At 73.6% G+C, this 24,474-nt stretch carries 20 protein-coding genes; 8 read left to right on the top strand and 12 right to left on the bottom strand.

What is annotated here, in order from left to right; translation table 11 throughout:
• Positions 1–12 precede the first annotated feature (12 nt).
• The 9 genes from ACH47X_RS24415 to dacB form a co-directional block, all read right to left on the bottom strand.
• The gene (locus ACH47X_RS24415; protein WP_397407702.1) at positions 13–498 is read right to left on the bottom strand and encodes a DUF3180 domain-containing protein; all 486 of its coding nucleotides are present in this window, start codon (positions 496–498) and stop codon (positions 13–15) included.
• Between the two features lies 1 nt (position 499).
• Complete coding sequence (folK, locus tag ACH47X_RS24420) at positions 500–3,151, bottom strand: 2-amino-4-hydroxy-6-hydroxymethyldihydropteridine diphosphokinase (RefSeq protein WP_397407704.1); 2,652 nt, start codon at positions 3,149–3,151, stop codon at positions 500–502.
• Entirely contained in the window at positions 3,148–4,206 is a 1,059-nt protein-coding gene (gene folP, locus ACH47X_RS24425; protein ID WP_397407706.1) for a dihydropteroate synthase, read from the bottom strand. Before folP ends, folK begins: the two co-directional genes overlap by 4 nt.
• Positions 4,203–4,826: a GTP cyclohydrolase I FolE gene (folE, locus tag ACH47X_RS24430; protein ID WP_397407708.1), complete on the bottom strand. Its 624-nt coding sequence runs from the start codon at positions 4,824–4,826 to the stop codon at positions 4,203–4,205. The genes folP and folE overlap by 4 nt, the downstream gene beginning before the upstream one ends.
• A gap of 13 nt (positions 4,827–4,839) precedes the next feature.
• Positions 4,840–6,879: an ATP-dependent zinc metalloprotease FtsH gene (gene ftsH, locus ACH47X_RS24435; protein WP_397407710.1), complete on the bottom strand. Its 2,040-nt coding sequence runs from the start codon at positions 6,877–6,879 to the stop codon at positions 4,840–4,842.
• 182 nt (positions 6,880–7,061) lie between these two features.
• Positions 7,062–7,616 carry a hypoxanthine phosphoribosyltransferase gene (gene hpt / locus ACH47X_RS24440; RefSeq protein ID WP_020017934.1) on the bottom strand — a complete coding sequence of 185 codons (555 nt, stop codon included), beginning with the start codon at positions 7,614–7,616 and terminating at the stop codon, positions 7,062–7,064.
• Between the two features lie 3 nt (positions 7,617–7,619).
• Complete coding sequence (gene tilS / locus ACH47X_RS24445) at positions 7,620–8,750, bottom strand: tRNA lysidine(34) synthetase TilS (RefSeq protein ID WP_397407712.1); 1,131 nt, start codon at positions 8,748–8,750, stop codon at positions 7,620–7,622.
• A 16-nt stretch (positions 8,751–8,766) separates the two neighbouring features.
• Positions 8,767–9,855 (bottom strand): zinc-dependent metalloprotease, encoded by a 1,089-nt coding sequence (locus tag ACH47X_RS24450; RefSeq protein ID WP_397407714.1) that lies wholly within the window; start codon positions 9,853–9,855, stop codon positions 8,767–8,769.
• 33 nt (positions 9,856–9,888) lie between these two features.
• Positions 9,889–11,340, bottom strand: coding sequence for a D-alanyl-D-alanine carboxypeptidase/D-alanyl-D-alanine endopeptidase (gene dacB / locus ACH47X_RS24455; RefSeq protein WP_397407716.1), 1,452 nt, complete (start codon positions 11,338–11,340; stop codon positions 9,889–9,891).
• A 257-nt stretch (positions 11,341–11,597) separates the two neighbouring features.
• Between dacB and ACH47X_RS24460 the strand changes: the two genes are divergently transcribed.
• On the top strand, positions 11,598–12,098 hold the full coding sequence (locus ACH47X_RS24460; protein ID WP_020017930.1) for an inorganic diphosphatase: 501 nt from the start codon (positions 11,598–11,600) through the stop codon (positions 12,096–12,098).
• 158 nt (positions 12,099–12,256) lie between these two features.
• On the opposite strand, the gene ACH47X_RS24465 is transcribed toward ACH47X_RS24460, so the two are convergent.
• Positions 12,257–13,681, bottom strand: a complete 1,425-nt coding sequence (locus ACH47X_RS24465; protein ID WP_397407718.1) for a C40 family peptidase — start codon at positions 13,679–13,681, stop codon at positions 12,257–12,259.
• 421 nt (positions 13,682–14,102) lie between these two features.
• Here ACH47X_RS24465 and ACH47X_RS24470 point away from each other — a divergent pair, with 421 nt between their 5' ends.
• The 6 genes from ACH47X_RS24470 to ACH47X_RS24495 all read left to right on the top strand — a co-directional run bounded on the left by ACH47X_RS24470 (position 14,103) and on the right by ACH47X_RS24495 (position 21,231).
• Positions 14,103–15,437 (top strand): bifunctional o-acetylhomoserine/o-acetylserine sulfhydrylase, encoded by a 1,335-nt coding sequence (locus ACH47X_RS24470; protein WP_397407720.1) that lies wholly within the window; start codon positions 14,103–14,105, stop codon positions 15,435–15,437.
• Positions 15,438–15,514: 77 nt separating this feature from the next.
• Complete coding sequence (gene metX / locus ACH47X_RS24475) at positions 15,515–16,807, top strand: homoserine O-acetyltransferase MetX (RefSeq protein WP_397407722.1); 1,293 nt, start codon at positions 15,515–15,517, stop codon at positions 16,805–16,807.
• 40 nt (positions 16,808–16,847) lie between these two features.
• Positions 16,848–17,285: a VOC family protein gene (locus ACH47X_RS24480; protein ID WP_036964374.1), complete on the top strand. Its 438-nt coding sequence runs from the start codon at positions 16,848–16,850 to the stop codon at positions 17,283–17,285.
• Positions 17,286–17,343: 58 nt separating this feature from the next.
• On the top strand, positions 17,344–18,303 hold the full coding sequence (locus ACH47X_RS24485) for a zinc-binding dehydrogenase (protein WP_397407724.1): 960 nt from the start codon (positions 17,344–17,346) through the stop codon (positions 18,301–18,303).
• A gap of 135 nt (positions 18,304–18,438) precedes the next feature.
• On the top strand, positions 18,439–20,121 hold the full coding sequence (locus ACH47X_RS24490) for a discoidin domain-containing protein (protein ID WP_397407726.1): 1,683 nt from the start codon (positions 18,439–18,441) through the stop codon (positions 20,119–20,121).
• Positions 20,122–20,235: 114 nt separating this feature from the next.
• A complete protein-coding gene (locus tag ACH47X_RS24495) occupies positions 20,236–21,231 on the top strand; it encodes a LacI family DNA-binding transcriptional regulator (protein ID WP_397407728.1) in 996 nt (331 codons plus the stop codon).
• Between the two features lie 15 nt (positions 21,232–21,246).
• Here ACH47X_RS24495 and ACH47X_RS24500 read toward each other — a convergent pair whose 3' ends face one another.
• Positions 21,247–23,310 (bottom strand): restriction system modified-DNA reader domain-containing protein, encoded by a 2,064-nt coding sequence (locus ACH47X_RS24500; protein ID WP_397407730.1) that lies wholly within the window; start codon positions 23,308–23,310, stop codon positions 21,247–21,249.
• A 132-nt stretch (positions 23,311–23,442) separates the two neighbouring features.
• Here ACH47X_RS24500 and ACH47X_RS24505 point away from each other — a divergent pair, with 132 nt between their 5' ends.
• A complete protein-coding gene (locus tag ACH47X_RS24505; RefSeq protein WP_397407732.1) occupies positions 23,443–24,108 on the top strand; it encodes a LysE family translocator in 666 nt (221 codons plus the stop codon).
• Positions 24,109–24,130: 22 nt separating this feature from the next.
• Here ACH47X_RS24505 and ACH47X_RS24510 read toward each other — a convergent pair whose 3' ends face one another.
• On the bottom strand, positions 24,131–24,454 hold the full coding sequence (locus ACH47X_RS24510; RefSeq protein WP_036964371.1) for a thiamine-binding protein: 324 nt from the start codon (positions 24,452–24,454) through the stop codon (positions 24,131–24,133).
• Between the last annotated feature and the right edge of the window lie 20 nt (positions 24,455–24,474).

Here is a 24,474-nt window from a genome sequence, read left to right on the forward strand (position 1 = left end):
GGGTAGCGGGCCTCAGGCCGGGGCCGGGGACTCGCCCTCCTCCGAGCTGGTGCGGTCCTTGTCGGACGGCGGCAGCTCGCAGAACTTCTCCACCACGAGACCGATCGCGGCGAGCACCACCGAGCACAGCACGGCGATGCCGGCGGCCACCGCCCGGTCGCGGCGCGGCTCGATCGCGAGGTCGCCCAGCACCACCAGCACCTGCGCCAGGTACCAGCCGCCGAGCAGGGCGCCCGTCAGGGCGGCGGCCTTCGCCAGGACGAGCGTCCGGGCGGCCCGGATGCCGTCGAGGGAGGGCCGCTTGCCCTTCTGGTAGGCCCGCACGGCCCACCCCATCCAGAACACCACGCCGGCCAGCGCCAGGATCGCCACGTCGACGAGCCACGGCACCACCGGCAGGTACACGCCCCGCGACTCGAGGGCCCGCAGCACGAGCCAGCCGACCACCGCGACTGCGACGAGGACTGCGATCAGGGTCCTGACGGGGGTTCTGCGCATCTCAGGCGTCGCGCCCCCGCTCGTCCCGGACCGGCACCCAGGAGGGCACCGAGTCGATCGGGCCGTCGGTCGGCGCGATCGACTGCTCGGTCGCGTAGCCCGGGACCCGGATCACGGTGTGGTCGTTGTCGTAGCCCGGGAGCTGCCCGTTCGAGTGGCCGGCGGACTGGCCGTTCACGTGCCCGTTCGAGGCCGGGTCCGGCGCACCCTGCGGGGGGTTGCCGACCGGGGCGAACACCGCCGCGGCGGGCTCCTGCGGGGCCCCGTTCACCGGCGGGAACACGCCGCTCTGCTGCCGCGACGGGTTGACCGGGGCGAACACCGGCTTGGCCGGCGCCGAGGGGGGCGACTCGTGCTCCGGCTCCTCGTGCGCCGTGTCCCGGACCGCGCGGGGTGCGATCGGCGCGGGGACGAGTGCCTCCTCCGGCGGGGGCACGACGGACCCGTTGGCGGGCACGCCGATCAGCGGGGCCGGCCGCGGGGGCACAGGAGCCGCCTGCGCCTGGTGCGGGATCGGCACTGAGCCGCCCGGGCCCGGCACCGGCCCGCTGGAGTAGGCCTGCGGGTGACCGCCCTGGTAAGGGTCCTGGGGGCTGCCGTTCGGGCCGTCGAGGTCCACGGGACCGCTGTGGTGCGTCTGCGGCTGACCGCCTCCGGGCACCTCGACCACGGGGCCGCCGGGCGAGGCCTGCGGGCGCCCGCTCGGCGGGAGCGACGGCGGCAGGGCCGGGGGCATCTCGACGGGGTGGGCGTCCTGCCCGGCGTCGTCGGGCACCGCGGGGTGGTTCGAGGCGGTGGTGCCGCCACCCCCCTGCTCGGGCTCGGGGTCCGTCAGCCAGTCGAGCGCGAGCCAGCGGATGCCGGTCCGGTCGGGCGCCGTCGCCGCGAGCTGGCCCACGGGGCCGCCGCCCAGACCGGGCAGCAGGGCCTCGGGGGCGATCTGCGACCAGGGTTCCAGGACGAAGGCGCGCTCGTGCGCCCGCGGGTGCGGGATCTCGATGTCCTCGGCGGAGTCCGTCAGGGTGCCGTAGGTGATCAGGTCGACGTCGAGCGTGCGGGCGCCCCAGCGCTCGTCGCGGGTACGGCCGTGCAGGTTCTCGACCTCCAGGCACGCGTGCAGCAGCCCGCGCGCCGAGAGCGTGGTGCGGGCCAGCAGCACGGCGTTCAGGTAGTCGGGCTGGTCCTCCGGCCCGCCGACGGCGGCCGTGCGGGCCAGCGGCGAGACGTCGGTGATCTGCACGCCCGGCACGCGGTCCAGCTCGGCGACCGCCGAACGCATGGTGGCCTGCGGGTCGCCGAGGTTCGCTCCGATCGCGATGACCACGTCCACGTACCCGGCGGGCATCTCGTCGAACCGGTCGCGCGGCTCGGCCTGGTACGGCTGCTCCTGCGCGAACGCCGCCTCCGGCTGCCCGACGGCGGAGTCAGGGACCGCCGCCGAGACGCGCGTGGCCTCCATGTCGCCCTGGTCGTACTGCTGCTCGAACATCTGGTCGTACTGGTTCGGCTGCGCGTCGCGCTGCGGCTGCTCGTACTGCGGCTGCTCGAACGACTGCTGCTCGAACGACTGCTGCTGGAACGCCGGCTGGGGCGGCTCGTAGGACTGCTGCGGCTCGAAGGCGTTCGGCTGGTCCTGACCTGGCCGCTGGTCGAGGCCCTGGAGGGACTCGTACTGCTGGACCGGCTCGAACGTGGGCTCCGGCTCGAACGCGGGCTCGGCCTTGAACTGCTCCTCGGGCTGGAACTGGTCGCCCTGCTGAAACTGGTCGCCCTGCTGAAACTGGTCGCCCTGCTGGAACTGGTCGCCCTGCTGGAACACGGGCTCCTTGGCGGGGCGCTGCTCGGCCTCCGCCGGGGCCTCGGCCTGCAGCTCCCATGCCGCGGGGATGACCTGCAGCGGCTCGGGGGCGATGAGCTCGGGCACCGGGAGCGGCTCAGGCTCCTCGGCAGGGGCCTCGGCGGCCGGGGCGGACGGGGCGCGCTCGACGAGCGGCTCCGCCTCGAAGGCCTCGTACTTCTGGGCGCCGAACTGCTCGGAGCCGAACGGCTCGGCCGCGAACTGCGCCGGCTCGGCCGGCTGGTAGGGCTCGTACGGCTCGGGCCGGAACGGCTCCGGCTCCTCGGCGACCGGGCGTGCCACGGGCTCGAAGTCCTGCGGCTCGGGCTGGGCCGGGACGGCTTCGACCTGCTGCTCCGGCGCGGGGTGCGCGGCGAGCAGCCCTGCCGGCACGGCCACGACGGGCATGCGGACGCGGTCGCGGCGGATGGCCACCTCGACGTCGGCGAACGGCACCGGGATGGGCGCGTGCGGCTTGTGCACGCGCACGTCCACCGCCTCGATCAGCGGGCGGGCCAGCACCGCGGCGGCGATCCGCTCCGCGACCGTCTCGATGAGGTCGGCGGGGTCGCCCTTCAGGATGTCGTGGACGTCGGCCGCGACATCGGCGTAGCTCACGGTCTGTGTCAGGTCGTCACCGGCGGCAGCGGGGCGCGTGTCCATGTACAGCACGACGTCGGCCCGGAACTCCTGGCCCGTCTGCCGTTCCGACGGCAGCACACCGTGGTACCCCCGCGCGCTCACGCCGCTCAGCTGGATCTGGTCCAGCGCGCGGCCGTCCGGGCCTGTGACGCCCGTTCCGAACGCTGTGGTCACCGTGGTCCTCCCCCATCGTCGTTGCGTGCACCGGAATCCTGCCAGGTTGGCATGTCTTGTCCCCCGGCCGTCCACGATTCTGTGGTCAAGGCCACGGTGGAAGTCAATGCCTCCGGTGCGGATGGGGAGGATGAGGAAGAGGTACCCGGCGACCCTACCCGGGGTGCGCCCTCCGCGGCGGACCACGCGGCGGCGACCTTGACGGCGTCCACGCTCGCCCGCGCCGTGTGCACACGCACGCACCAGGCGCCCGCGGCCGCCGACAGCGCGGAGATCGCGGCCGTGGCGTCGTCGCGCGCCCGCGGAGGCGCGGTACGGCCCGCCGGGTCCGCGAGCAGGTGGCCCAGGAACCGCTTGCGGGAGGCTCCCACCAGCACCGGCCGCCCCAGCTGGTGGAGCGCGTCGAGGTGGGCCAGCAGCGGCCAGTTCAGCACGCCGGCCTTGGCGAAGCCCAGGCCCGGGTCCAGGATCAGTTGGTCCGGCCGCACACCGTCGTCGTGCAGCGCGGCCATGCGGGCCGCGAGCTCGTCACGCACGTCGGCCACGACGTCGTCGTACACCTCGAGGTCGTCCATGACGTCCGCGTGCCCGCGCCAGTGCATCGCCACGTAGGCGGCGCCGGTCTCGGCGACCGCGCGGCCCATCTCGGGGTCGGCGAGGCCACCCGAGACGTCGTTCACGATGCGCGCGCCGGCGGCCACCGCGCGCTCCGCGACGGCAGCGCGCGTGGTGTCCACGCTCACGACCGCGCCGCGCGCGGCGAGCTGCTCGATCACGGGCAGCACCCGGGCCAGCTCCTGGTCCTGCGGCACGCGCACCGACCCGGGCCGGGTGGACTCGCCGCCCACGTCCAGGATGTCCGCGCCCTCGCCGAGCAGCTCCAGCCCGTGCGCCACGGCGGCTGACGGCTCGAACCACTCGCCGCCGTCCGAGAACGAGTCCGGGGTGACGTTGACCACACCCATGACGAGGGTACGGCCTGCCCCGGAAAGCTCGGGCAGGCCGTGCACCCGGGCGTCCCGGGCGGTGTGGGGCGGGACGGCGGACACCGTCACTTCCCGAGGATGAGGCTCATCGCCTCGGCTCGCGTCGCACCGTCCCGCATGACGCCGCGCACCGCGGAGGTGACCGTCCGGGAGCCAGGCTTGCGCACGCCGCGCATCGACATGCACAGGTGCTCGCACTGGACCACGACCAGGACGCCGCGCGGTTCGAGAATCTCCACCAGGGAGTCCGCGATCTGCGTGGTCATGCGCTCCTGCACCTGCGGCCGGCGCGCGTAGACCTCGACCAGCCGGGCCAGCTTGCTCAGCCCGGTGATGCGGCCGTCCACGTTCGGGATGTACCCCACGTGCGCCACGCCGTGGAACGGCACCAGGTGGTGCTCGCAGGTGGAGTACACCTCGATGTCCTTGACCAGCACCATCTCCTCGTGCCCGAGGTCGAAGGTGGTGGTCAGCACGTCCTCGGGCTCCTGCCGCAGGCCCGCGAAGATCTCCCGGTACGCCCGGGCGACGCGGGCCGGCGTCTCACGCAGGCCCTCGCGCTCGGGGTCCTCGCCGACGGCGAGGAGAAGCTCGCGTACTGCCGCCTCGGCCCGTGCGGCGTCGTACGGCGGGACGTCCGTCGCACGCCGCACGGGCGTGGACAGGGGTGTGATGGACCCGTCGGTCATCGTGGTGCTCCGGTCAGTTCGACTGGTCGGGGTGTGCGTCGTCCGACGGCGTCGGAGCATCCACCACGGCCTCGTCCTGCGGCACGACGGCGGGGTGGCCGTTCTGGGCCGCCAGCTCCTTGGGCGTCAGCACGGGGCCGCGCGTGTGCACGGTGCGCTGCTCGCTGGAGAGCCAGACGTCGCGCGCGGCGCGCTTCTCGACGGGCGCGAAGACGTCCGCGAGCTCCTTCTGGTTCAGCGTCTCCTTCTCGAGCAGGCGCAGCACCAGGTCGTCGAGCACGTCGCGGTACTGGGTCAGCACCTCCCACGCCTCGTCGTGCGCGGCCTCGACGAGCTTGCGCACCTCGTTGTCGATGGTGCCGGCCACGGCCTCGGAGTAGTCGCGCTCGTGCCCGTAGTCACGACCCAGGAACGGCTCGCCCGAGCTGGTGCCGAGCTTGATGGCGCCGACGCGCTCGCTCATGCCGTACTCGGTCACCATCTTGCGGGCGATGGCCGAGGCCTTCTCGATGTCGTTCGAGGCGCCCGTGGTGGGGTCGTGGAACACGATCTCCTCGGCCACGCGGCCACCCATGGCGTACGCGAGCTGGTCGAGCAGCTCGTTGCGGGTGGTCGAGTACTTGTCCTCGAGCGGCATGACCATCGTGTAGCCCAGGGCCCGGCCGCGCGGCAGGATCGTCACCTTCGTGACGGGGTCCGTGTACCGCATCGCGGCGGCCACCAGGGCGTGCCCGCCCTCGTGGTACGCGGTGATCTTCTGCTCCTTGGACTGCATGACGCGCGTGCGCTTCTGCGGGCCGGCCACGACGCGGTCGATGGCCTCGTCCAGCGCGCGGTCGTCGATGAGCTGGGCACCGCTGCGAGCGGTGAGCAGCGCGGCCTCGTTGAGCACGTTGGCCAGGTCGGCACCGGTGAAGCCAGGCGTACGGCGGGCCACGGCCGCGAGGTCGACCTCGGGGACCATCGGCTTGCCCTGCGCGTGCACGTTCAGGATCGCCTCGCGGCCCTTGAGGTCCGGGGCCTCCACGGCGACCTGACGGTCGAAGCGGCCCGGCCGCAGCAGCGCGGGGTCCAGGATGTCGGGGCGGTTCGTCGCGGCGATCAGGATGACGTTCGTCTTGACGTCGAAGCCGTCCATCTCGACGAGCATCTGGTTCAGCGTCTGCTCGCGCTCGTCGTGCCCGCCGCCCATGCCGGCACCGCGGTGGCGGCCGACGGCGTCGATCTCGTCCACGAAGATGATCGCCGGCGAGTTCTGCTTGGCCTGCTCGAACAGGTCACGCACACGGCTCGCGCCCACGCCGACGAACATCTCGACGAAGTCGGAACCGGAGATCGAGTAGAACGGCACCCCGGCCTCACCGGCGACGGCGCGTGCGATCAGCGTCTTACCGGTTCCGGGCGGGCCGTACAGCAGCACGCCCTTGGGGATCTTGGCACCCACGGCCTGGAACTTGGTGGGCTCGGCGAGGAACTCCTTGATCTCCTGGAGCTCCTCGACGGCCTCGTCCGCACCGGCGACGTCGGCGAAGGTCACCTGCGGGGTGTCCTTGCTGACCAGCTTGGCCTTGGACTTGCCGAAGCCCATGACCCGGTTGCCGCCACCCTGGGCCCGCGACAGCAGGAACCAGAACACGACACCGATCAGGAGGAACGGGATCAGCACCGACAGCATGGAGGACCAGAAGCTGGGCTGCGGCACCTCCGAGTCGAACCCGCCGGACGGGTCGGACTTCACGATGGCGTCCTCGACACGGTCGCCCTGCGGCTGCGTGTAGAAGAACTCGACCGTCTTGCCGTGGTCGACCTCCTCGGCGGCGTCGCCCTTACCCTCGGTCGACTTGTACGCCTTGGTGAGCTCGAGCTCGACCCGCTGCTCGCCGTCGACCATGAGGGCGTGCTCGACTGTGCTGCCTTGCAGCAGCTCGATCCCCTGTGACGTCTCGATTCGCGAGACATTGGGCTGGTTCAGTGCCGAGATGGCCAGCGTCACCACGACCAAGGCGACCAGGATCCAGATGACAGGCCCACTCAGAAGCTTCTTGATGTTCATCGGCGACGGGGACTAGGCCCCGTTTCCCTCCGCTCGCGCAGTATGTATCCGTCGAAACTACATGGTCTCCCTGAGAGGAGCCCCGAGTGTTCGCCCAGAGCATGTGACTCCTGGACCACACTCGCCCAGACGCGACGAACCGCCAGGGACGGGCATCTCGCGGCGCCTCGTGGACTGAGAGGTCAGCCCCCGTAGACGTGCGGTGCCAGGGTGGCAACGAACGGCAGGTTCCGATAGTTCTCCGCGTAGTCCAGGCCGTAGCCCACGACGAACTCGTTCGGGATGTCGTACCCGAGGTACTTCACGTCCACGTCGGCCTGCGCGGCGTCCGGCTTGCGGAGCATCGAGGCGATCTCGACCGACTCCGGCCCACGCGAGCGCAGGTTGGAGACCAGCCAGGACAGCGTGAGACCCGAGTCGATGACGTCCTCGACGATGAGCACGTTGCGCCCGGTCAGGTCGGAGCGCAGGTCCATGAGGATGCGCACCACCCCGGACGACTTGGTGCCCGAGCCGTAGGAGGAGACCGCCATCCAGTCCATCTGCGCCTTGTGGTGCAGGCGACGGGACAGGTCGGCCATCACCATGACCGCACCCTTGAGCACACCGACCAGGAGCAGGTCCTTGCCCGCGTAGTCCGCGTCGATCTGCGCGGCCATCTCGTCGAGCTTCTTGCCGATCTGCTCCTCGGTGAGCAGCACCTCTGCGAGGTCGGGTCCGACGTCGGACTGGTCCACGAGTCACTCCTGAGTTGTGGTGGGGGGTCTGACGCCGGTCCAGCCGTCCGAGTTCCCGGTCGGCGCGGCGCGCAGGAAAAGCCTGCCACACGCGCGCCGTGCCCGTGTCCCGCCCGGGAGCTGGGCGGGACCCTGACCGGTCCAGGACACGACGAGCGCGTCCAGCGCGTCGACGTGCCGCGTCGTGGTGTCGGTGGGCCGGGAGCCCGCCGCGAGCGCCGCGAGACGCAGGGCCCGGCGGCGCAGGGCGGGGTGGGCCCGGGCGAGCACCTCGGCGTCGAGCGCCTGTTCCCCCTCCTCGGTCTCGGCGTTCCCGACCTGCGCCCGCGCCAGCAGGTCCGCCGCGAGGGAGTCGAGCAGGTCGGCGTCGTCCCGCAGCTGGTCCGCGGTGCGCGCGAGCGCCTCGGCCACGCCGGGCCCGAGGGTGTCCTCGAGCACGGGCAGCGCCCGGCCCCGGACCACCGAGCGCAGGGGCGTGAACCCGCCGGGCTCGGCCCCGGCGCCGGACCCGGCGCCGGGCAGCAGGTTGGTGGGGTCGGTCCACCATTCGAGGCCCGACGCCGCGCACACGGCCTCGGTCTGGGCGCGGCGCAGGCCGAGGAAGGGCCGGCGGAGGATCCCCCGCTCCCGCGGCATCCCGGCGAGCGACCGGGCGCCGGCCCCGCGCGCGAGGCCCAGCAGCACCTGTTCCGCCTGGTCGTCCAGGGTGTGCCCGAGCAGCACCCGCGCGGCCCCCGTCCGGGCGGCGGCCTGCTCCAGGGCCCGGTAGCGCGCGGTCCGGGCGGCGCCCTCGGGCCCCTCGGTGTCGAGCGCCGTGCCCGACCAGTCGGCGGACCGGACCAGCACCGGGTCGAGGCCGAGCGCCCGGCACTGCTCGGCCGCCCGCGCGGCGACGTCGCCCGACCCGGCCTGCAGGCCGTGGTCCACGAGCACCGCGCCGGCGCGGACGGCGTAGCCGCGCGAGCGCACCGAGCGCCCCACGCGGCGGGCCTCGAACGCCGTCGCCGCGGCCAGCGCGAGGCTGTCGGCGCCGCCCGAGCAGGCGACGAGCACCAGGTCGTCGGGGCCGAGGCCCGCGAGCGCCGCCCGCACCGCATTGCGCGCCGCGGCGACGGCGGGGTCGACGCGGGCCACGGTCAGGTGCCCCCGCTCATCCGTGCACCCGGCGCACCCACGCGCGGGCGTCGGCGATCTCCCGGGCGTTCGGCAGGTTCTCGGGCCCGGCCCACACGGCGTTGAGCCCGTCTCGGCCGACGGTCCGCTCCACGGTGCGCACGAACGCGGCGCCGTCGCGGTACTGCGCGAGCTTGGCCTCCATGCCCAGCAGCTTCTGCACCACGACGTCGAAGGTGCTGCGCCCTTCGCCGTCGCGGCGCCGCTCGAACTTGGCGCGGATGCGCCGCACGGACGGCACCACGCGCGGCCCGACGGCGTCCATCATCACGTCCGCGTGGCCCTCCAGGAGGGCCATGACGGCGGTGATGTCGGCGAGCTCGGCCTTCTGCTCGTGGGTGAGCATGCCGTCCACGAGGGTGCCGCCCTCGCCCCGCAGGGCGCCGAGCACGCTGCGCCCGATGACGGCGAGCTTGCGGTCGAACCGGGCCTTGGCCAGCTCGGCGGAGGTGCGGGCCATGCCGGAGACCAGGCCCCGCGTGCGTCCGCTGAGGTGGCCGGCGAGCCAGGGTGCCGCGGCGAACTGGAGGGCGTGCGTCTGCTCGTGCAGGCAGACCCACAGCCGGAAGTCCTGCTCCGGGACCTGGAGCGCACGCTCGGCCTGCAGCACGTTGGGGGCCACCAGCAGCAGCCGGCCGGAGCCGGAGTAGGGGTCGAACTGGCCCAGCACGCGGCCGCTGAGCAGGGCGAGCACGGCTCCGATCTCGGCGGCGCCGGCCATCTGGGCGCCGGCGGAGGTGGCGCTCCGGGAGATCTCCGCGACCGCCGTGCCGATCCCGTCGGTCATGACGGCCATCGACTGGGTGTTCGCACGGGCCCAGCTCGCGCGGTCCACCACCGCGATCGGGCTCAGCCCGGCGCCGTCGGCCCCGTTGGTGCCGGCCGGCGTCATCCGCGTGGTCTCCAGCACGTGCCCGACGGCGTCCCCTGCCGCCGTCCGCAGGCCGGCCACCAGGGCGGCGAGCTCGTCCCGCCCGGCCACGGGTCCGGGCGCGGCGAGGCGCGCCGCGATCTGCGCCGCTGCCGACCAGTCGACGATCTGTGGGGATACGGAGGCCTGGGTCACCGCACCACGGTAACGGCCCGGGGTGGTGACGCGTCAGCCCTGGGTGGAGTACGCCGCGAGGTCGCCCACGAACCCGTCGTAGATGGACGTGGCGCCCGCCGTCTGCTTGGCCGGGATCGAGTCCGCGAGCACGGAGAAGACGAGCAGCCGGTCGTCAGCCGTGACCACGGTCCCGGCGAGCGCACGCACCTTGGGCAGGCTGCCGGTCTTGGCCCGGGCCAGGCCGCGGGCGGGGTTGGCCCCCGTGAAGCGACCGTGGGACACGTCGAGCGTGCCGGTCAGGCCCGCGATCGGCATGCCGACGGCCTCGCTGCGCAGCTCGGGGCGCGCGGGGTCGACCATGACCCCGAGCAGGTCCACGAGCTGCTGCCCGCTGAGGTACGAGCCGTCGCCGAGCCCGGAGCAGTCCCGCAGGCGGGCACCGGTCATGTCGACGCCGAGCCGCTTGGCCTGGGCGATCACGGCCTGGGTGGCGCCGTCGTTCGAGCCGGGCAGGCCGGCGTCCACCGCGACCAGGCGCCCGAGCACCTCGGTGATGGTGTTGTCGGAGTACTGCATCGCGAAGCCGACGACCTCCGCCAGCGGGGCGGAGCTCACCTCGCCGAGCACCCGCGCGTCGTCGGGCGCGGTCTCGTCGATCACGGCGCCGGCCGTCGTCAGCCCCTCCTTCTCCAGGGCCGCGGAGAAGGCTTCGGCGGCGTACTTGCCCGGGTCCGAGGCACGGGGCCCGTTGTCGGTGTAGTCGTCGCCCAGCAGACCGACGTTGATGCCGAGGGACGAGACGGGCGCGATGTAGCCCGCCGCGATGTCCGGGCTGGCGACGGTGGGGGCGATCTCGTCGCCCGTGAAGAGCGTGTCGTCGAGCGCGACCCGCACCTCGGTTGCCCCGGTGACCTTGATCTTGGCGGCGACCTGCCGGGCGAGATCGGCGAGCCCGGCGCGACCGTTAACCGCGTTTGGGTCGCCCTTGCCCTCGGCCAGCATCATGTCGCCGCCACCCACGAGCACCACCGTGTTGTCGTCGACCAGCACCGCCTTGGTCTGCAGGGTGCTGTTCGCGATGGACGACGAGAGCGCGGCGACGCCGGTGAAGAGCTTCTGCGTGGAGGCGGGGGTCATCAGCTTGTCCGGGCTGGACGAGCCGAGCACCTGACCCGACGCGCCGTCGGCCACGACCACGCCGACGCGCGAGCCGAGCCGCTTGTCCTTGGCCAGGTCGCTCACCAGGCGCTGCATCTCCACGCTGTCCGGCACGGGGGCGTCGGCCGGCAGGTCGCTCAGGAGCGCGGCGGGCTCTGGCCCGTCGACGGCGCCCGGCGCGGACGGGAACGGACTCGGCTCGGGCCAGGGTGCGGCGGTGGTGAGCATGCCGGGGACGACGTCGTACGCGTCCGCGACCAGGTACCCACCGAACAGTGCGACGACCGCGGCGACGGCAGCGCCGGAGCGCAACCCCCACTCCATGGGCATCCTCTCGATCGTCACGTGAAAGCCATAGCCAACTCTAGTCGCGGCAAACGACGTGGCGCGTACGACGACGGCCGTTCACGGGAAATTTCACCCACCTGTGCCGCAGATTCCCGCGCGCGTCGCGCACGTTGCGAATTATGCCGAACACCGGCAGTGGTTCTGACCACAGGTAACGGTCGGGACACAAGACACATGGCACACTGGACAGGCGCAAGACCGCCGCCGCGGTAAGACACTTCGGCGACCATCATCGAGAACTGGAGCACATCGGCGTGGAGTTCGACGTCACGATCGAGATCCCCAAGGGTCAGCGGAACAAGTACGAGGTGGATCACGAGACCGGACGCATCCGCCTCGACCGCATGCTCTTCACCTCGACGCGCTACCCGGACGACTACGGCTTCATCGAGGACACCCTCGGCGAGGACGGCGACCCGCTGGACGCCCTGGTCCTCCTGGAGGAGCCCACGTTCCCCGGCTGCCTGATCCGGTGCCGCGCCCTGGGCATGTTCCGCATGCGCGACGAGGCCGGCGGCGACGACAAGGTGCTGTGCGTGCCGACCGGTGACCAGCGCGCGGCGTGGCGCCAGGACATCGACGACGTCTCGGACTTCCACCGCCTGGAGATCCAGCACTTCTTCGAGGTCTACAAGGACCTGGAGCCCGGCAAGTCCGTCGAGGGCGCCCACTGGGTGGGCCGCGCCGAGGCCGAGGCCGAGATCGTCCGCTCGATCCAGCGGGCCAAGGACACGGGCTACTACGACAAGCACTGACCTCGCCGCAGCAGAACCCTGCGAGTAGAACCGGGGCGGGACAGAACGCCGGCGAGGTAGAGCTGGGGCGGAGCGACCGGTCGGTCGCTCCGCCCCAGCTCTGCTTCGCCCTGGTCCTGCTTCGCCGGAGATCTGTCTCGCTGCGGTGCCGTCCCGGCTCAGGGGCGGCCCGCGTACGGCATCGCGTTCGAGAGGCGCAGCGGGTTCTCCGAGAGCGGGTGGCCGGGCAGCGTCGCCTCGATCATCATGCCGCCGCCCGTGTACATGGCCACGTGGTAGATCGACGACGGGTCGCTCGGGTTCGAGCCGTAGAAGATGAGGTCGCCGGGCCGCAGCGCGCCGTAGCCCACCTTGCCGACGGCCAGGTACTGCGACCGCGACGTCCGCGTGATGTCGACGCCCTGGCTCGCCCACGACATCATCGTCAGCCCCGAGCAGTCGTACGACGACGGACCCGCGGCACCGAGCAGGTACGGCGCGCCGATCTTCGTGCGGGCCCAGGCCACGGCGCCGACGCCGCGGCTCCCCGACCCCACGGTGACCCCCGACGTGGGCGGCACGGCCGGCGTGGGCGGGCTCGCCGAGGTCGCGCCGCCCCCGCCGGAGCTGCCGGAGCCGCGCGAGCCGCCAGAACCACCCGAGCTGCCGCCTGATCCGCCGCCCGAGCCACGCTCCGCGGGCGCGGCCTCTGCCTCACCCGCCGCCGCCTCGGTGGCCTCACGCGCCGCCTGCTGCCGTTCGAGCTCCGCCCGCGCGGCCGCCTCGCGGGCGGCCTCAGCGGCCGCGGCCTCGGCGGCCTCCCGCTCCCGCTCGATCCGCACGCTGGTCTGCCGCAGCTCCGCGAGCCGCTCCACCAGCGCCTGCCGCTCGGCCTCGGCCGAGCGGGTGCGCGCCTCGAGGTCCGCGGCGGCTGCCTGGGCGGCGGCATACGCGGACTCGGCCCGCTCTGCCGCCGCGTCGAGCTCCTCCTTGGCCGCCGACCAGCGGGCATCGGCGGACTCCGAGGCGGCGCGCGCGTCCTGGTACCCGGCCAGGGCGCCGCCCACCTTGCGCTGCACCGCGCGCTCGGCCGCGCTGCGTCCGACCAGGTCGGGCACCGAGTCGGCACGCAGGGCCACGCCGAGCGGCCCCAGGCCGTCGTCACGCGACGACGCCCGGTATACCTCGGCCAGGCTCCCCCGCGCCGCCACCTCGCCCCGGTGCGCCTTCGCCGCGGCCTTCCGGGCCGCGGCGACCTCCGCCTTCGCCTGCTCGACCGCCTGCTGCGCCTCGGCGTAGTCGGCGCCGGCCACCTGGACGCGGACCTGCGCGGCCTCGAGCTCCGCGCGGAGGTCCACCAGGGCCGCCTCGGCCTGGTGCACGTCCAGCGTCCCGGCAGCCACGGCGTCGCGGGCGTCCTGCACGTCCTGGGCCGACGGCGCGGACGGCGGGTCAGCGGGAGGGTCCGCCTCGGCGCCGGGCCCCCAGGGGAACACCAGAGTGAAGGCGAGAACCGCCGAACCGAGGGCACGGACCACCAGCACGCCGCCGTGCCGGTGCCGCTCCGACCCGGCGGACTCGTCCAGAGCTCGGATCCGTTGCATGATCCCCCTTCCGATCCGCGCCACTCCGGCGTGTCGCCTTGCGCAGATCCTGTGAATCACTCCGTTGTTACGGGATCAAATGTGCCCCGAGCCTCCGAAGTGCGCATCCGGAAGGCAAAACGGCGCATACGCCGACACGGGTCCAGAGTCGCCCACCCTGTCTCATTTCTGCATCTCACGATTCAAGACATGGCTTTCGCCCTCGCCCGCGGCCGTCTACGGTCGCACCATGACTCGTCGAATGTGTTGTTGCTGATCCAGCGCACGTTCGCCTGCCCTCGGCCGCCCGGCCGACCTCCGCGTGCGCGCCCTCAACCCGCCGCGGACCCCTCCTGATGCGCAGGCCCCACGGGGCATGCCGCGGCTCAGCTCGGTCAGTTCAGCCAGAAGCACGCCACCCCGCACAGGAAGCAGGAGAGCCATGACGCAGCCCCAGTGGTCGTTCGAGACCCGCCAGATCCACGCCGGCCAGGAGCCCGACCCCACGACCGGCGCACGCGCCCTGCCGATCTACCAGACCACCTCGTTCGTGTTCCCCGACGCCGGGGTCGCGGCCGACCGGTTCGCCCTGAAGGACCTGGGGCCCATCTACACGCGCATCGGCAACCCGACGCAGCAGGTCGTCGAGGACCGCATCGCCAGCCTGGAGGGCGGCGTCGGCGCCCTTCTGGTCGCCTCCGGCCAGGCCGCGGAGTCCCTCGCGATCCTGAACCTCGCGCAGGCGGGCGACCACGTCGTCGCCTCCGCGAGCCTGTACGGCGGCACGTACAACCTGCTGCACCACACGCTGCCCAAGTTCGGCATCGAGACCACGTTCGTGGACGACCCGCACGACCTCGACGCCTGGCGCGCCGCCGTGCGGCCCAACACGAAGGCGTTCTTCGGCGAGACCATCCCGAACCCGCGCGCGGACGTGCTCGACATCGAGGGCGTCGCGGCCGCGGCCCACGAGGCCGGCGTCCCGCTCATCGTGGACAACACGGTGGCCACCCCGTACCTGATCCGCCCGTTCGAGCACGGCGCCGACATCGTGGTGCACTCCGCGACGAAGTACCTGGGCGGGCACGGCAGCGCGATCGGCGGCGTGATCGTCGACGGCGGCCGGTTCGACTTCGCGGCCGACCCCGAGCGGTTCCCCGGCTTCAACACCCCGGACCCGAGCTACAACGGCATCGTCTTCGCCCGGGACCTGGGCGTGGACGGCGCGCTCGGCGCCAACCTGGCCTTCGTGCTCAAGGCGCGCGTCCAGCTCCTGCGCGACCTCGGCGCGGCGATCTCGCCGTTCAACGCGTTCCTGCTCGCCCAGGGCCTGGAGACGCTGTCGCTGCGGATCGAGCGGCACGTCGCCAACGCCGAGCACGTCGCCGGGTGGCTGGAGGCCCGGGACGACGTCCGCGGCGTGCACTACGCCGGCCTGGCGAGCTCGCCGTGGCACGCCAACGCCCAGAAGTACGCGCCCAAGGGCGCCGGCGCGGTGCTCGCCTTCGAGCTCGACGGCGGTGCGGACGCGGGCCAGGCCTTCGTCTCGGCGCTGCAGCTGCACTCCAACGTGGCGAACATCGGGGACGTCCGGTCGCTCGTGATCCACCCCGCCTCGACGACCCACTCCCAGCTCACGCCGGACGAGCAGGCGCTGTCGGGCGTCACGCCCGGCCTGGTGCGCCTGGCGGTCGGCCTGGAGAACGTGGAGGACATCCTGGCGGACCTGGAGCTCGGCTTCACCGCCGCCAAGAACCTCCTGGGCGAGGAGAGCTGATCGTCCCGTCCGTACCTGGAGCGGGCACCGGGGAACCCTCCGGTGCCCGCTCCGCACCCCGAGCCGTAGGAGAAGCCATGGCCGTCACCACCCCGAAGGCCGAGCACGGCACCCCCGAGCAGACCCTCCGCACCGCGAGCGTGCCGTTCTCCGTGTCGGACGACGCCCACGGCGCAGGCCGGCGCGAGAAGGGCGACGTCGCCCCGGCGGGACCCGCCGGGACCTCGCGCGCCCGGAGCAAGCCGCCGGTGCCGGCGAGCGGTGCGTGGCGGGAGGGCGACGACCCGGGACGGCGGCAGTTCGCCGACGTCGGCTCCTTCGAGCTCGAGGCGGGTGGGCGCCTGCCCGCCGTCCGCGTGGCCTACGAGACGTGGGGCACGCTGAACGCGGACGGCTCGAACGCCGTGCTGGTGCTGCATGCCCTGACGGGCGACTCGCACGTCACGGGCGAGGCCGGCCCGGGGCACGTCACCAGCGGGTGGTGGGCACAGATGGTCGGCCCGGGGCGGCCCATCGACACCGACCGGTACTTCGTCGTGGCGCCCAACGCGCTCGGCGGCTGTCAGGGCACCACGGGACCGTCGTCGACGGCGGACGACGGGCGGCCCTGGGGCGGCAGCTTCCCCTACATCACGACCCGCGACCAGGTGGCCGTGGAGATCGCGCTGACCCGGGAGCTCGGGATCAGGTCGTGGGACCTGGTGATCGGCGCCTCGATGGGCGGGCTCCGCGTGCTGGAGTGGGCACTGCTCGGCCCCGAGTCAGGCATCGCCGTGCGGAACGTCGCCGCCATCGCGACGACCGCGCAGACCGGCGGCGACCAGATCGCATGGGCGCACCCGCAGCTCGCCGCGATCCGGGTGGACCCGCGCTTCCGCGGCGGCGACTACTACGACGCGGCCGACGACGACGGCCCGCACACCGGCCTGGGCATCGCCCGGCAGATCGCGCACACGACGTACCGCACGGGCTACGAGCTCGACCAGCGGTTCGGCCGGTTGCCGCAGGGCGGCGAGGACCCCTTCGCGGGCGGCCGGTTCGCCGTGCAGTCCTACCTGGAGCACCACGGCGACAAGCTGGCCCGCCGGTTCGACGCCAACTCCTACCTGGTGCTCACCGAGTCGATGCTGTCGCACGACCTGGGCCGCGACCGCGGCGGCGTCGAGGGCGCGCTCAGCCAGATCACCGCGCGCGCCCTGGTGGTGGCGGTGGACAGCGACCGGCTGTTCCCGCCCACCCAGTCCGCGCGGCTGGCGCGCTGGATCCCGCGGGCGGAGCCGCTGCGGATCGTGACCAGCGACGTGGGCCACGACGGGTTCCTGGTCGAGGCCGACCAGATCGGCCCGATGGTCAGCGAGTTCCTCGGGTAACCGCCGCGCGGACCGCGCGGCCCAGGCTTAGCGTGGCCGTATGGCAAAGCTCAACCCGTACCTCAGCTTCAAGTCCGAGGCCAAGGAAGCCCTGGACTTCTACCGGTCCGTGCTCGGCGGCGAGCTCACCGTCAGCACCTTCGGCGACACCCCGATGGAGGGGATGCCGACCCCCGACGAGGACAAGGACCTCGTCATGCACGGGCAGCTCGACGCCCCGGGCAACCTCACGATCATGGCGTCCGACACGCCGTCGTTCATGGAGTACGTGGCGCCCACCAGCGGCGTCACCGTCTCGCTGACCGGCGGCCCGGACGACCACGACTACATCAAGAACGCCTACGAGAAGCTGTCCGACGGCGCGACCCCGGGCCAGCCGCTCGAGCTCGCGCCGTGGGGCGACTACTACGGGGCGCTCACCGACAGGTTCGGCATCTCGTGGATGTTCGACATCGGGACGGAGCAGTCCGCCGGGTGACCTCTCGTCGTCCTGCCCGGCTCCGGTGATCGCCGCCGGGGCCGGGTAGGTTGAACGGATGCTTGCCGCCTACGTGACCCGATTCTCGCCCGACAGCCCGCTCGACGGCCTGGAGGTGGGCGACCGCCCCGAACCGGAGGCCCCGGAGCACTGGACCACCGTGGAGGTGCGGGCCGCGAGCCTGAACCACCACGACCTGTGGTCGCTGCGCGGCGTCGGCCTCAGGGAGCAGCAGCTCCCGATGATCCTCGGCACCGACGCCGCGGGCGTGGCGCCGGACGGCACCGAGGTGATCGTGCACGGCGTGATCGGCGCCGACGGGCACGGCGTCGGTCCGGAGGAACCGCGGTCGCTGCTCTCCGAGCGCTACCCCGGGACCCTCGCCGAGCGGGTGGCGGTGCCGGCCGCGAACCTGGTGCCGAAGCCCGCCGAGCTCTCGTTCGAGGAGGCGGCCTGCCTGCCGACGGCGTGGCTGACCGCCTACTCCATGCTGTTCACGAAGGGCGGGCTGGCGCCGGGCGACCGCGTGCTGGTGCAGGGCGCCGGCGGCGGCCTGGCGACGGCGGCGGTCACGCTGGGTGTGGCGGCCGGCCTGGAGGTCTGGGTGACGTCGCGCTCCGCGGAGAAGCGGGAGCGGGCCCTGAAGCTCGGCGCCGCGGGTGCCGTCGAGACCGGGGCCCGGCTGCCGGCGCGCGTGGACGCCGTGCTGGAGTCGGTGGGCCAGGCCACGTGGGCGCACTCGATCCGCTCCGTGCGGCCGGGCGGATCGGTGCTGGTGTGCGGAGCGACGTCGGGCGACGCTCCCCCCGCCGAGCTGACCCGCATCTTCTTCCAGGAGATCCGGGTCCAGGGGGTCACCATGGGCACCCGCGAGGACCTGGGCGCGCTCGCCCGGTTCTGCGCGCGTACCGGCGTGCGCCCGGTGATCGACGCCGAGGTGCCGCTCGCCGAGGCCGCCGAGGGCCTCGCCCGCCTGCACGAGGGCGGGCAGTTCGGCAAGGTCGTCGTCCGCCCCTGACCTCCTGCGCTTACAGGCCGGTCAGCAAACTTCGCCGAAAGTCTTGACCGGAGTCCGGAATGTCCGCGACAGTGTGAGAGAGCGCTCTCTCACACTGCCCGAAGTGCCAGACCGACGTTCGAAGGAGCACGTCAGATGCGCAGACACCTCCGCCTGCTCGCGGCGGCGACCACCGCCGCGACCCTCCTCGCCCTGGGTGCGATCACCCAGGTCACCACCGCATCGGCCGCCGCAGAACCGCTCTCCCAGGGCCGGCCCGTCACCACGTCCAGCACCGAGTTCGGCTGGAGCACCGGCGCCGCCGCCGTCGACGGCGACCCCGGCACCCGCTGGTCCAGCGCCGCCGCCGACAACCAGTGGATCCGCGTCGACCTGGGCTCGGTCCAGGCGATCGACCGGGTAGTCCTCGACTGGGAGGCGGCGTACGCCTCCGGCTTTCGCATCGAGACCTCCGCCGACGGCGCCGCGTGGTCCACCGTCTACTCGACCACGACCGGCACGGGCGGTGACCAGAACCTCGACGTCGACGGGACCGGCCGCTACCTGCGCCTGTGGGTGACCCAGCGCGCCACCCAGTGGGGCGTCTCGCTGTGGGAGCTGCAGGTGTTCGGCGCCGGGGGCGGCACGCCCACCGATGCCTCGCTGCTCTCCTACGGCAAGCAGGGCAGCGCCTCCAGCTCGCAGAACGACGGCAACTGCTGGCTCTGCTCCCCCGACAAGGCCTTCGACCTGGACCCGGCCAGCCGCTGGGCCGTCAGCCCCGACACCGGCTGGGTGGACGACGGCTGGATCGCCGTCGACCTCGGGGCAGCCGCGCACGTGACCAGCGTGGTGCTGCAGTGGGACCCGGCGTTCGCGACGGCCTTCGACATCGAGGTGTCCGACGACGGCACCACGTGGCGCACCGTGCACAGCACCACGAACGGCACCGGCTTCAAGCAGACCGTCCCGCTCGACGCCGACGGCCGGCACGTGCGCGTGCACATGCGCGACCGGAGCGGTCCCTACGGCTACTCGCTCTGGGAGTTCCAGGTCTACGGCACGGGTGGCGCGCCCACCGCTCCCCCGGCCGAGCCCGCCGACCCCGACTTCGACGACCTCGACCTGGTCTGGAGCGACGAGTTCAACGGCCCCGCCGGTGCCGCGGCCGACGGCTCGAGGTGGACCATCGACGCCGGCCTGCCGCAGAACAACGAGCAGCAGGTCTACACCCCGAGCGGCAACGGGTTCCAGGACGGCCAGGGCAACTTCGTGCTGGAGGCACGGCGGGAGGACCGCGACGGCCGGCAGTACACGTCGCACCGGATGAACACCTCGAACAAGTTCCACGCGCAGTACGGCCGGTTCGAGGCCCGAGTGAAGGTGCCCGAGGGCCGCGGCCTGTGGCCCGCGTTCTGGATGATGGGCTCCGACTTCCTCGACGGCCGCCCGTGGCCGTACAACGGGGAGATCGACATCATGGAGTTCATCGGCCAGAACCCGACCCAGGCCCACTCCACCCTGCACGCCCCGGCTTACAACGGTGGCGGGGGCTACGGCGGGGCCTACGCGCTGCCCGACGGCTCGAAGATCTCCGACGGCTTCCACACCTGGGCCGCGGAGTGGGACAGCGAGGGCATCCAGTTCTCGCTGGACGGCCGCGACGTCTTCTACGCGGACCGGGACACCGTGGAGTCGACGCGCGGGCCGTGGGTCTACGACCACGAGTTCTACCTGATCCTCAACCTCGCGGTGGGCGGTGACTGGCCCGGCCCGCCGGACGCGAGCACCCCGTTCCCGTCCCGCATGCTCGTCGACTACGTCCGCGTCTACCAGTGACCCGCTCGTCGGGTGCCGGGTCCCCGCGCAGGCAGGAAGGCGGAGACCCGGCTCCCGGCGGCAGGTGGGGACGGGTATAAAGGGCGGGTGCCAGCTCGTCCTACGTTGGAGGTCGTGGCCTCCGTTGCCGGGGTGTCGCGCGCGACCGTGTCGCGCGTGATCAACGAGGTACCCACCGTCGACCCCGAGATCGCCGAGGTCGTGCGGCGGGCGATCGAGCAGACCGGCTACGTGCCCAACCTCGCGGCCCGCACGCTCGTGACGCGACGCACGGGCTCGGTCGCCCTCGTGGTCTCGGAGCCGCCCGAGCAACGCTCGCCACTGCCGTTCCTCGAGCGGCTCTTCACCGACCCGTACCTGGGACGCGTGACGGCGGGTGCGCAGGACGTGCTGCGGCCCCGCGACATCCACCTCGCGATCATCCCCGCCGACCCGCCCGCCCACGACCAGGTGGTCCGGTACGTGCGGCAGGGGCACGTCGACGGCGTCCTGCTCATCACGTCCAGCTCGGCCGACCCGCTGCCGGGGCGGCTCGCCGGCCTCGCCGTGCCGCTGGTGCTGTCCACCCGCACCGACCTGGCGGACGTCGCCTGGGTCGACCTCGACCAGACCGCCGGCGGATGGCTGGCGGCCGAGCACCTCGCGGGCGCGGGCCGCACCCGGCTCGCGGTGGTCGCCGGGCCCACCGACGCCCCGTTCGGGCACGCCCGGCTCCAGGGCTTCCTCGACGGCGTGCGCGCCGCGGGGCTACGGGAGCCCGAGGTGGTCCCCGCCGACTTCACACGGCCCGGCGGCGAGGCCGCCGCCCGCGCCCTCCTGGCCGTCCGGCCCGACGTCGACGGCGTGTTCGCCGCGAACGATCTCATGGCGGACGGCGTCTCGACCGCCCTCCGGGCCGCCGGCCGGGACGTGCCGCGCGACGTCGCCGTCGTGGGCTTCGACGACTCGAGCGTCGCCGCCCAGGCGCACCCGCCGCTCACGACCGTGCGCCAGCCCGTCGAGGACATGGCCAGCGCCATGGCACGGCTGCTGCTCGCCGCCCTCGACGGCGAGGCCCCCGGCGGGTCGGCGACGTTCGTGCCCGAGCTCGTGGTGCGTGCGTCGGGCTGACCCTTGCCGGCCGGCTCAGGCGAACCGGCGGGAGAACTCCTCGACCAGCGTGGGGCCCGTGTCGCCGAGGCGCCACACGCTCCAGCCGTCCGCGGTGTACGAGCCCGACGCGGCGGTGGCCGCCGAGTCCGGGTGCCGGTAGCGCGCGCCGTTGGCCAGCTCGATGGCACCGTCCGGCAGGAGCATCGCCTCGAAGTGCTGGTTGCGCCGGGGGCGCGACCACACGATCCGGGTGGGCGTGCCGATGCTGCGGGCCAGTGCCTCCAGGTCGGGGTCGTCCTCCTCCTCGAAGAGCATGGGGGTGCTGGCCCGGATGCTCTCGCTCGGCGGCACCGGGCGGGCCGGTGCCTCGGGGGCGCTCGACGGGTACGGGTCGGACGCGAACGTGGTCTGCCCGTAGGCGTCGTCCGGGCCCGCCAGGTAGCCGCCGGACTCCCAGGGGCTCTGCTCCACGACCACGGCGGCCCCGCCGTCGGCGTAGGGCGACGCGTAGCCGGACTGCTCGGCGTAGCCGTAGCCGCCCTGGTCGCCGTAACCGCCGGCGGCCTCCGCCGAGTAGTCGTACGCGGGCGCCGCGGGGGCGGGGGCGAACGACGACGGCTCGCGCTCGTACCGCGGCCGGGTGATCTCGAAGTCCGGTGGCTCGCTCTCGGCCGAGCCGCCGTAGGCGGGCGCCTCGTCGTACGGCGCGGGCTGCCAGAGGTTCTCCTCGGCCGGCTGCGGCACGGGCGGGGGCGAGTACGGCGCGTCCGCCGCGGGCGGCGGCGGGTAGGCCGGCTCCGCGGACGGCGTCGGCCCGGACGCCGGGTAGGCCGACGCCGGGTCGTCCGGCTGGCTGGACGCGGCGAACCGGTCGGTGCGCGAGCGGCGGCGCACCGCGGGGGCCGGCGCGGCCGGCGGCTCGGCGCGGGGTGCGGGCGGCGGCGTGGGCGCGGCCGCGCCGGGCTCGCCGAGCGAGGAGCGGCTCGCGGACAGGCGCGGCGGCGTGCTCGGCGTCGGGCGGGACTCCGCGCCGGGGCGCACCCGGGAGACCGGGGCGCTCGGCGGCACGGCCGCGCTCGGGGCGGGCGGCGGGACGGGCGGGACCGGGGCGCTCGACGGCGCGGCGGGCTCGGGCGGCGCCGGGGCGGGCGTGGCCTCGGACGAGGCCGCAGCGGCCTGCGCCCGGCGGCCCGCGCGGGTGCCCGCGGCGCGCAGCCCCGACCGGAGGCCGGTCGCCGCGTTCGTGGGTCCGGCCGGCGCCGGCGGGCCGTCGGCCACGGGCGGCTTGGGCGGTGCGGGGCGCTCGGACCGGGGCTGCGGCGCCTGCGCGACGACCGGCATCTTGCCCGTGAGGGCGTAGCCGACCTTGACGCCCTCCTCGAAGGCGTCCTTGGGCCCCGACGATCCGCCGGTGACGCCGCCGGTCACGCCGGTGTCCATGGACGTGCTGACCGAGCCCTTCATCGAGCTCGTGATGGTGCCCCCGATCGGCGCCGACTTCGGGGCCGGCAGGCCGGGGGGCAGGTGCACCACCAGCGGCGACACGTCGAGGAACTTGCGGCCGTCGTTCGAGTTCACCACGCCCATCTTCAGTACCTCGACGGGCATCGAGGGCTGGCGCAGGAAGTCGACGGCGTTGAGGATCTCGTCGGGCGCGTTCTGGCAGATGATGATCAGCCGCGCGCCGCCCCCGCCGTTCTTCCCGGCCTGCGTGCGCGTGATCGGCACGCTGTCGTAGAAGGCGGCGACGTCGTGCTGGAAGGAGCTGGCCCCGCCGCGGTAGCGTGCGGCGAGCTCGGCGCGGGTCAGGCGGCCGGCGGCGCCGGCGTGGTCCAGGGCCTTGGCGAGGTTCTCGCGGTCGAGGTCCGCCACGAGCTCCACGACGACGGGCGAGCCCGACGCGTCGAGGGCCAGCAGGTGGGGCTCGTCCGGGCCGGAGCCCTGCGCGATCGGGAAGACCTCTTCGCCGAGCAGGCCGTCGATGTGCGAGTCGACCACCTGGTTGGCCGTGGTCTTGAGACCTGGCTCCCCACCGTCCGGGCCGTTCGCGGACGTCACGAGGAGTGGCCGCTGGGTATCGACCTCGAACAATGGCATCTCGTGATCTCCCCGGGTCCTGCGGCATCGGTCCGCCTTAGCCTAAAGGCCGCGGGCAAGAGTCCGGAAACACGGGGGTGAAGGGTTAGTGAGACTTGCCCCCGGGTCGTGGGCCCACCTAGGGTCCCGCCCATGACGAGCGCTGCGGCGTCGCCGGAGGCGCTGTGGCCGGTCCTGGTCGCCGGCCTCGTGGCCGGGTACGCGGTCGCGCTGCCCGTGGGCCCGGTCGCGTCCTACCTCGTGGGTCTGGCCGCCCGGCACCCGTGGCGCGTCGGCGTGGCGGGCGCGCTGGGCATCGCGACCGTGGACGGCGCGTACGCCCTGGTCACCGGCCTGTTCGGCACGTTGGTCGCCGACCACGTACGGCCCGTCGCGGGGCCGCTGCGGATCGTGTCCGCCGGCGTTCTCGTGCTGCTCGCCGCCCACGGCGCGCTGACCGCCTGGCGCGAGCGGACGGCGTCGGACGGCGAGACGCGCGCCGACCCGCTCACCGCGCCGCGCGCCTTCGCGCGGTTCGTGGCGATCACCGCGATCAACCCGGGCACCGTGCTGTTCTTCGCGGTGGTCGTGACCGGCGGCGCGCTCATGCCCGACACGACGGCGGGCGGGAGCAGCACGGTCGCCGCCGCCGTGTTCGGGCTCGCCGCGTTCGTGGCGTCGGCGTCGTGGCAGCTCGCGCTGGCGCTCGGCGGCACGCTCCTCGGGCGCGTGCTGTCGGGGCCGCGCGGGCGGCTGGGCACGGCGCTGGCGTCGTCCACCCTGATGGTGGTCCTGGCGGTCGTGGTGCTCGTCGGCTGACGCCGTGCTACCGCCCGGCGGCTCAGGAGTGGCCGGTCTCCGACTCGTCGGCGGCGAGGCGCTCCTCGACCCGGGCGATCTTGCTGTCGAGCTGCCCGGCGGCGGCACCCGGGCGGATGTCGGCCTTGATCACGAGCGAGACCCGGTGCCCGCCGCGCGCCACGGAGTCGGTCGCGCGCTGGATCACCGGCATCACCTCGTCCCAGGATCCCTCGATCTCGGTGAACATCGAGGTGGTCCGGTTCGGGAGCCCGGACTCCCGGACGATGCGGACGGCCTCGGCGACCTGCTCGGCGACGGACTCGCCGGCGGTCATGGGGGCGACGGAGAACGCGAAGACGGCCATGGGTCCATCCTCCCCCAGGA

This window comes from Promicromonospora kroppenstedtii (assembly GCF_044389675.1).
Classification (GTDB): domain Bacteria; phylum Actinomycetota; class Actinomycetes; order Actinomycetales; family Cellulomonadaceae; genus Promicromonospora; species Promicromonospora kroppenstedtii.

Bases quoted from the DNA above. Each gene is read 5' to 3' on its own strand.
- ACH47X_RS24415 (WP_397407702.1), bottom strand. From the start codon at position 498: ATGCGCAGAACCCCCGTCAGGACCCTGATCGCAGTCCTCGTCGCAGTC.
- folE (WP_397407708.1), bottom strand. From the start codon at position 4,826: ATGACCGACGGGTCCATCACACCCCTGTCCACGCCCGTGCGGCGTGCG.
- ftsH (WP_397407710.1), bottom strand. From the start codon at position 6,879: ATGAACATCAAGAAGCTTCTGAGTGGGCCTGTCATCTGGATCCTGGTC.
- ACH47X_RS24465 (WP_397407718.1), bottom strand. From the start codon at position 13,681: ATGCAACGGATCCGAGCTCTGGACGAGTCCGCCGGGTCGGAGCGGCAC.
- ACH47X_RS24470 (WP_397407720.1), top strand. From the start codon at position 14,103: ATGACGCAGCCCCAGTGGTCGTTCGAGACCCGCCAGATCCACGCCGGC.
- metX (WP_397407722.1), top strand. From the start codon at position 15,515: ATGGCCGTCACCACCCCGAAGGCCGAGCACGGCACCCCCGAGCAGACC.
- ACH47X_RS24480 (WP_036964374.1), top strand. From the start codon at position 16,848: ATGGCAAAGCTCAACCCGTACCTCAGCTTCAAGTCCGAGGCCAAGGAA.
- ACH47X_RS24485 (WP_397407724.1), top strand. From the start codon at position 17,344: ATGCTTGCCGCCTACGTGACCCGATTCTCGCCCGACAGCCCGCTCGAC.
- ACH47X_RS24490 (WP_397407726.1), top strand. From the start codon at position 18,439: ATGCGCAGACACCTCCGCCTGCTCGCGGCGGCGACCACCGCCGCGACC.
- ACH47X_RS24500 (WP_397407730.1), bottom strand. From the start codon at position 23,310: ATGCCATTGTTCGAGGTCGATACCCAGCGGCCACTCCTCGTGACGTCC.
- ACH47X_RS24505 (WP_397407732.1), top strand. From the start codon at position 23,443: ATGACGAGCGCTGCGGCGTCGCCGGAGGCGCTGTGGCCGGTCCTGGTC.
- ACH47X_RS24510 (WP_036964371.1), bottom strand. From the start codon at position 24,454: ATGGCCGTCTTCGCGTTCTCCGTCGCCCCCATGACCGCCGGCGAGTCC.